The 6962-nt window shown below is 74.3% G+C and carries 5 protein-coding genes; 4 read left to right on the top strand and 1 reads right to left on the bottom strand.

The genetic code is table 11. The annotated features are described in order from the left end of the window. Window positions 1-137 precede the first annotated feature (137 nt). From LG943_RS24855 to lhgO, 3 genes are read left to right on the top strand one after another with little or no spacing between them, the layout of a single operon-like run. Window positions 138-2177, top strand: a complete 2040-nt coding sequence (locus LG943_RS24855; RefSeq protein ID WP_270074795.1) for a sensor histidine kinase — start codon at window positions 138-140, stop codon at window positions 2175-2177. Continuing rightward, window positions 2167-2523 (top strand): DUF742 domain-containing protein, encoded by a 357-nt coding sequence (locus tag LG943_RS24850; RefSeq protein WP_270074794.1) that lies wholly within the window; start codon window positions 2167-2169, stop codon window positions 2521-2523. The genes LG943_RS24855 and LG943_RS24850 overlap by 11 nt, the downstream gene beginning before the upstream one ends. Before the next feature lie 50 nt (window positions 2524-2573). Further along, window positions 2574-3788 (top strand): L-2-hydroxyglutarate oxidase, encoded by a 1215-nt coding sequence (gene lhgO / locus LG943_RS24845; RefSeq protein ID WP_270074793.1) that lies wholly within the window; start codon window positions 2574-2576, stop codon window positions 3786-3788. 64 nt (window positions 3789-3852) lie between these two features. On the opposite strand, the gene LG943_RS24840 is transcribed toward lhgO, so the two are convergent. Next, the gene (locus tag LG943_RS24840) at window positions 3853-4497 is read right to left on the bottom strand and encodes an HNH endonuclease family protein (protein WP_270074792.1); all 645 of its coding nucleotides are present in this window, start codon (window positions 4495-4497) and stop codon (window positions 3853-3855) included. 303 nt (window positions 4498-4800) lie between these two features. Between LG943_RS24840 and tyrS the strand changes: the two genes are divergently transcribed. Then, window positions 4801-6102, top strand: coding sequence for a tyrosine--tRNA ligase (gene tyrS / locus LG943_RS24835; RefSeq protein WP_270074791.1), 1302 nt, complete (start codon window positions 4801-4803; stop codon window positions 6100-6102). The last annotated feature ends 860 nt before the right edge of the window (window positions 6103-6962 follow it).

Genomic DNA, 6962 nt, shown 5'->3' with positions numbered 1-6962 from the left:
CGTCGCGGTGTTCTCGGCGGTACGGCACGCCGCACCGCCGAGAACACCGCGACCCCGCCGTTGTCACCCGATGTGATGAAACCGCCACGCAGAGGTGGTGTTCTGCGGTAGCGTCGTGGCTCCAGGTTGGGGGGACCATGGAGACTCGCACGCCCGGCCGCTCGCGGCGGCCGACCATCCGCGCACAGCTCACGCGCATCGTGCTGATCCCCAGCATCAGCTTCCTGGTGCTGTGGACCGTCATGACCGCCACGGGGTTCGTGCAGGCGGCCGAGTTGATGCTGTCGGTCGCCCAGGGGCGCGAGGGCATCGCGGCCTTCACCCGGCTGGCCCACGACCTCCGGGAGGAGCGGCGGCTCACCCAGGTCCGCCTCGGCGACCCCGGCGACGGCCAGGTCCACGCCGATCTGACCGCCCAGCGCCGCCGCACCGACGAGTCGGCCGAGGCCGCCGCCGACATCGCGCCCACCCTGGGCCCCGGCGCCGACGACGAGACCGCCCGCACCGTCCGCGAGTTCCTGGCCGACCGCGACCGCCTGGGCGCCGCGCGCGCCGACGTCGACTCCGGCCGCGCCGACCGCGCCGCCGCGCTGGCCGCCTACACCGACCTCGTCGTCCTTACCGCCGACATCTCCTCGGCCCTGCTGCGCCCCATGGAGGAGGGCGACAGCGTCTCCGAGGCCGTGCTCGCCCGGCGCCTGATCACCGTCCACGAGCAGCACGCCCGCGCCGACGCCCTGCTGTCGGGGGCCATCGCCGCCGGCGGCATGAACTACGAGGAGACCGCGCACTTCACCTACCTCACCGCCGCCTACCGCGACACCCTGCCCGCCGTCGCCGGCGAGCTGCGCGGTCTGCCCCGCGAACGCCACGACGCCATGGTCGGCTCCGCCGCCTGGCGCGACACCGAGGACATGTCGCGCAGGGTCGTCACCCGCCCGCCCGTGGCGCCCGCCGACACCCCCGGCGCCCCGGCGGCCTGGAACTCCGCCATCGGCGTCGACGCCGCCGACTGGGACCGCGCCGCCCGCCCCGCCGGCACCGCCCTGGGCCGGGTCCTCGACGCCCAGGTCGACCGCGCCGCCGACACCGCCTGGAACTCCGCGCTGAGCCGCATCGGCTGGGGCGCGGCCGGCAGCGTCCTCACCCTCCTGGCCGGGGCCGCCGCGATCGTGGCCGCCTCCCGCTCCTCCCACCGCCTCACCGCCCGGCTGCGCGCCCTGCGCACCGAGGCCCTGAGCCTGAGCGACACCCGGCTGCCCGCCATCGTCGACAGCGCCCGCGCCGGGCGGCGGGTCGACCTCGACGCCGAGCTTCCCCGCCTCAGCTACGGCGACGACGAGATCGGCCAGGTCGCCGACGCGTTCACCACCGCCCAGCGCACAGCCGTGGGCGCCGCCGTCAAGGAGGCCGAGATCCGCAAGGGCGCCAACCGGGTGTTCCTCGGCATCGCCTACCGCAACCAGACCCTGGTGCAGCGCCAACTCAGCATCCTGGACGAGATCGAGTCCGACGAGGAGGACCCCCGCGCCCTGCGCCGGCTGTTCCGGCTGGACCACCTCGCCACCCGCGCCCGCCGCTACGCCGACAACCTCATCATCCTCAGCGGCGCGGGGTCGGCCCGCCGCTGGCGCGATCCCATGCCCGTCGCCGACGTCCTGCGCGCCGCCATCACCGAGACCGAGGACTACGAGCGGGTCCGGCTCACCTCGGCGCCGCGGGCCAGGCTGCGCGGCGCCGCCGTCGCCGACGTGGTCCACCTGGTGGCCGAACTGGTCGAGAACGCCACCCAGTTCTCGCCCAAGACCTGCTCGGTCGACGTCAACTGCGGCCGCGTCAGCGGCGGGGTCGCCGTCGACGTCGAGGACCGCGGCCTGGGCATGACCGAGGACGCCTACGCCGAGGCCAACCGCATCCTCGCCGACCCGCCAGAGTTCGACGTCATGGCCCTGCCCGAGGAGCCCCGGCTGGGCCTGTTCGTGGTCGCCCGGCTGGCCGCCCGCCACGGCGTCGTGGTGCGGCTGCGCCCCTCGCCCTACGGCGGCACCTGCGCCACCGCCGTGGTGCCCGAGCACCTGCTGGACTGGGCCGCGCAGACCCCCCGCCCCGCCGTCGTGCGCGGCGCGCCGCGCACCGAGGCCCGGCCCCTGCCCGCGGAGTCCCGCGGTGAGCGGTAGCCCCCGCCCGGCCGAGCCGCCGGGACGCCTGGTGCGGCCCTTCGCCATCGGCCTGGACTCCGCGCGCGGCGCCGCCGGGCTGGACCTGCTCACCCGCGTCGCGGCGGCCCGCCCGCCCCGGCCCGGCGACCACCTGCGCCCCGAACGCGAGGCCCTGCTGCGGCTGGCCCACCGCCCCCAGAGCGTCGCCGAGGTCTCCGCCCACCTGGGGCTGCCGCTGAGCGTGGCCAAGCTGCTGGTCGCCGACATGATCGAGGCCGGCGACCTCCGCCCCTGCACCGGCGCGCCCGCCCTGTCCGGCGACGACCTGCTGCACGTGCTGCTGGAGGGGCTGCGCGCGCTGTGACCCCGGCCCCGCGCCCGGCGTGGGCGCGGGCGCCTTGCTACCGTGCGCGGATGAGCATCGAGCGGATCGGGATCATCGGCGGGGGGATCATCGGCCTGGCGCTGGCCCGGTGGATCACCCTGAACCGGCCGGGGGCGCGCGTCACGGTGCTGGAGAAGGAAGACGCGGTCGCCCGCCACCAGACCGGCCACAACAGCGGCGTGGTGCACGCGGGGCTGTACTACCGCCCCGGTTCGCTCAAGGCGCTGCTGTGCCGGCGCGGCACCGGGCTGCTGCGCGACTACTGCGCCGAGCACGGCCTGCCCTTCGAGCAGGTCGGCAAGGTGCTGGTGGCCCGCACCGGCGACGACGCCGCGCGGCTGGCCGACATCGAGCGCCGCGCCCGCGAGAACGGCGTGCCCCAGGTGGCGCGGCTGGGCCCCGAAGGGCTGCGCGACATCGAGCCGCACGTGCGCGGCGTGGCAGGGCTGCACTCGCCCACCACCGCCATCACCGACTACATCGCCGTGGCCGAGGCCCTGGCCGACGACGTCCGCCGGGCCGGCGGCCGGGTGCTGCTGGGCGCCCCGGTGATCGCGCTGCGCCAGAACGCGGGCGGCGCCGAGGTCCTCACCGGCGACCCGCGCGGCGAACGGGTCAAGCGCTCCTTCGACACCGTGGTGATATGCGGCGGCCTGCACAGCGACCGGCTGGCCCGCATGGCCGGCGCCTCCCGCGAGCCCCGCATCGTCCCCTTCCGCGGCCAGTACCACGAACTGGCGCCCGAGAGCCGCCACCTGGTGCGCGGCCTCATCTACCCGGTGCCCGACCCGCGCTACCCGTTCCTGGGCGTGCACCTGACCCGCCACGTCCACGGCGAGGTCATGGCCGGACCCAACGCGATCCTGGCCACCGCCCGCGAGGGCTACCGCATGCGCGACGTGCTCCCGCGCGACGTCGCCGACACCCTGGCCTCGCCGGGGTTCTGGCGGCTGGCGCGGCGGCACTGGACCGTCGGCGCCCGCGAGATGGCGGTGTCGGCCTCCGCCGCCGTCTTCGCCCGCGAGGCCCGCCGCCTGGTCCCCGCCATCACCACCGCCGACCTGCGCCCGGCCGAGGCCGGGGTGCGCGCCCAGGCGCTGACCCGGCGCGGGGAACTGCTCGACGACTTCGCCGTGGACACCCACGACCGGATCGTGTGCGTGCGCAACGCGCCCTCGCCGGCCGCCACGTCCTCGCTGGCCATCGCCGAGTACCTGGGGGAGAAGGTCGTCTTCGCCCGCTGACACGGCGGCGGCCGGCGCGCGGGGCCGCCCGCGCGCCGGCCGCTCACCCGGTCGGGAGCCCGCGTCAGCAGGCGCTGTCGAGCAGGTCGCCGAGCGCGGCGCGCTCGGCGGAGTCCACGCTGAGGTCCCACACGTACTTCACGTTGATCCAGCTCCGGGCGTAGTCGCAGTGCACCTGCGAGCGGGGCGGCAGCCACTCGGCGGGGTCGCGGTCGCCCTTGGAGCTGTTGCTGGTGGCGCTGACGGCCCACAGTTGCGGGCTGGACAGGTCGTTGGCGAAGTCCTCGCGCCGCGCGGTGGACCAGGTGTCGGCGCCCGAGGCCCACGCCTCGGCCAGCGCCACCATGTGGTCGATGCTGACCTGGGAGGGCACCGAGGTGGTCACACCGTCGTAGGGGCTGGTCCAGGAGCCGGCGTCGGGATAGCAGTCGGAGCCGACCTCCACCCCCGAGCCGTCGCGCCGCAGCACCGTCTCGCGGGTGTTGCAGGTGCCCTCGACGGCGGACCAGTGCGGGAAGAGGTCGCGGTCGTAGGAGGAGGACGAGCTTTCGGCCTCCACGGTGAGCGCCGCGAGCTGGTCGCGGGCCTCGGCCACGCTCGGCGGCGGGGGAGGGGCGGCGTGCGCGGGCGCGGCCGTGCCGAAGAGGAAGGCGAGCACGGCGAGGACGGCGGTGCCCGCCGACGCGCTCCAGCGGACGGGATGCGGCATGGTGTCTCCAACCTGAGCGGGGGTTCGGACACCACGAGCCTCACCCGCGGGCCATGGGAAGGTAAAGCCGCTTGGAGTGAACAAACGATTACCGGGGATGACCGAAATGCGGCCGCAGTGCGGCCCGCACGCCCGGCTTTTCCGGCGGCACGGGCCCTTGGGGCGGCCGGGGCCGGTGCCCGGCGCGCGGGGAAAACACGGTGAGCCGTCACCGGGGAAGCCGATACGGTGGGAGGCAACCACCCGGCAGAGGGCCGCCGCGCCCCGGCGGCCTGGCGGCCCGATCCAACGGAAAGAACCACCGTGACCGACATCATCGACGACCTCGAATGGCGCGGGCTCCTCGCGCAGACGACCGACCTTGACGACCTTCGCAAGGCACTCGCCGATGGCCCGGTCACGCTCTATTGCGGCTTCGACCCCACCGCGGGCAGCCTGCACGTCGGCCACCTCACCCAGATCCTGACGCTGGCCCGGTTCCAGCGCGCCGGCCACCGGCCGATCGCGCTGGTGGGCGGGGCCACCGGCCTCATCGGCGACCCCAAGCCCGGCGCGGAGCGGGTGCTCAACTCCGCCGACGTCGTGGCGGGCTGGGTCGACACCCTCGGCCGCCAACTGTCGGCGTTCCTGCGGTTCACCCCGGAGGGTGAGCGTCCTGAGCCGACCGACGCCGTGCTCGCCAACAACGCCGACTGGCTGGGCGGGATGGGCGCCATCGAGATGCTGCGCGACGTCGGCAAGCACTTCAGCGTCAACCAGATGCTGGGGCGCGAGATCGTCAAGAGCCGGCTCGACCGCGACGGCATGAGCTACACCGAGTTCAGCTACGTGCTGCTCCAGTCCTACGACTACGTGCAGCTCTACCGCCGCCACGGGTGCGTCCTCCAGATCGGCGGCAGCGACCAGTGGGGCAACATCACCGCCGGCCTGGACCTGGTGCGGCGGATGGACCACAACGCCCCGCACGGGCCGGCCCACGGGCTGACCACCACCCTGCTGACCAAGAGCGACGGCACCAAGTTCGGCAAGACGGAGTCCGGCGCGGTGTGGCTCGACCCCGAGCTGACCAGCCCCTACGCCTTCTACCAGTTCTGGTTCAACCTCGACGACAGCGACATCCTGCGCTACCTCAAGGTCTTCAGCTTCCGCGACCGGCAGGAGATCGAGGACCTGGAGCGCCAGACCGCCGAGCGCCCGGCGGCCCGGGCCGCGCAGCGGGCGCTCGCCGAGGAGCTGACCACCCTGGTCCACGGCGAGGAGGAGTGCCGCAAGGTGATCGACGCCAGCCGCGCGCTGTTCGGGCAGGGCGAACTGGCCTCGCTCGACGCCCGCACGCTGGGCGCGGCCCTGGCGGCGGTGCCCAGCGTCCCGGTGGCCGGCGGCGCGGCGGCGCTGCCGCCGGTGGTCGACCTGCTCGTCGGCACGGGCCTGGTGGCGAGCAAGTCCGCCGCCCGCCGCGCCATCCAGGAGGGCGGGGCCTACCTCAACAACGCGAAGGTCACCGACGTGGAGGCGGTCCCGGCCGCCGAGGACCTGCTGCACGGCCGCTACCTCGTGCTGCGGCGCGGTAAGCGCAACGTCGGCGGGGTCGTCCTCGAAGGCTGAGCGCGAGAAGGTCGGCGCCGAAGGTCGCCGGGAACACGCCGGTGGGGGGCGGGGGGGGGGCCCGGGGCGCCCCCCCCCGGGGGGGGGGCGGGCGCCCGGGGGCCCGGGGGGGGGGCCCCCCGGGGGGGGGGGGGGGGGCGGGCGCCCCCCCCCCCCCCCCCACCGTGTGCGCGCCGAGCGCCGTGGCGGGGGCAGGGGTGGTGGGACGGTGGGACGGAGGGGTGGCGGAATGATCGATCACGGGCAGCGCGTTTAGCCGCTCAGACCCGGGGGCAGGCTCCTGGGAGCAGACAACACGACTTTGACCCACCACGCGGACCGGACCGCCACTGAAGGTCAGCCGATCAGGTGCCCCCCGGCCCGCGTGAGCACGCAAGCCCGACCAGGTGATCCCCCTCGGATCGACCGCGGCGACCCGATCAGCGCCGCGACCTGCTGGTTTGACGTTTGCGTGCGCGGACCCTATCGTAAGCAAGTCGCTGTGGGACGGTGAACGCTCGTCGATTGCGGGCAGTTCGAGCCGGACCATTCGATATCCGTGAGACTCTGGGCAGGGCAGTAGCCCGTGCCTGGTAGCTTAAAGGCTCATCTCGGCGGTTGCCGACATGAATTCGCCGGCTAGACGGTGGAAGCCAATTTGGCGGCCACATGAAGAGCTGGTAAATTGGAAGCCAGAACGAAACGGAATACCGAAGGCATTCGGGATTCCGCGAGCGGATGAATCCGCCCCTTGTGGGAAGAGCCTTTGCGGGCCTGCCGGAGAGCGGGTCCGGGGTTTGTACCCGGTGAGCGGTTGCTTCTTGAGAACTCAACAGCGCGTGTATGACATTCTTTGTGCCATGTTTGTTTTGGCCCCGTTG

This window comes from Streptomonospora mangrovi (genome assembly GCF_027604915.1).
Lineage (GTDB): Bacteria > Actinomycetota > Actinomycetes > Streptosporangiales > Streptosporangiaceae > Streptomonospora > Streptomonospora mangrovi.
This window is presented reverse-complemented; position numbering and strand designations above follow the sequence as displayed.

What these genes read in the sequence shown, in the direction of transcription:
- LG943_RS24855 (WP_270074795.1), top strand. Translation starts at nt 138, where the DNA reads ATGGAGACTCGCACGCCCGGCCGCTCGCGGCGGCCGACCATCCGCGCA.
- lhgO (WP_270074793.1), top strand. Translation starts at nt 2,574, where the DNA reads ATGAGCATCGAGCGGATCGGGATCATCGGCGGGGGGATCATCGGCCTG.
- LG943_RS24840 (WP_270074792.1), bottom strand. Translation starts at nt 4,497, where the DNA reads ATGCCGCATCCCGTCCGCTGGAGCGCGTCGGCGGGCACCGCCGTCCTC.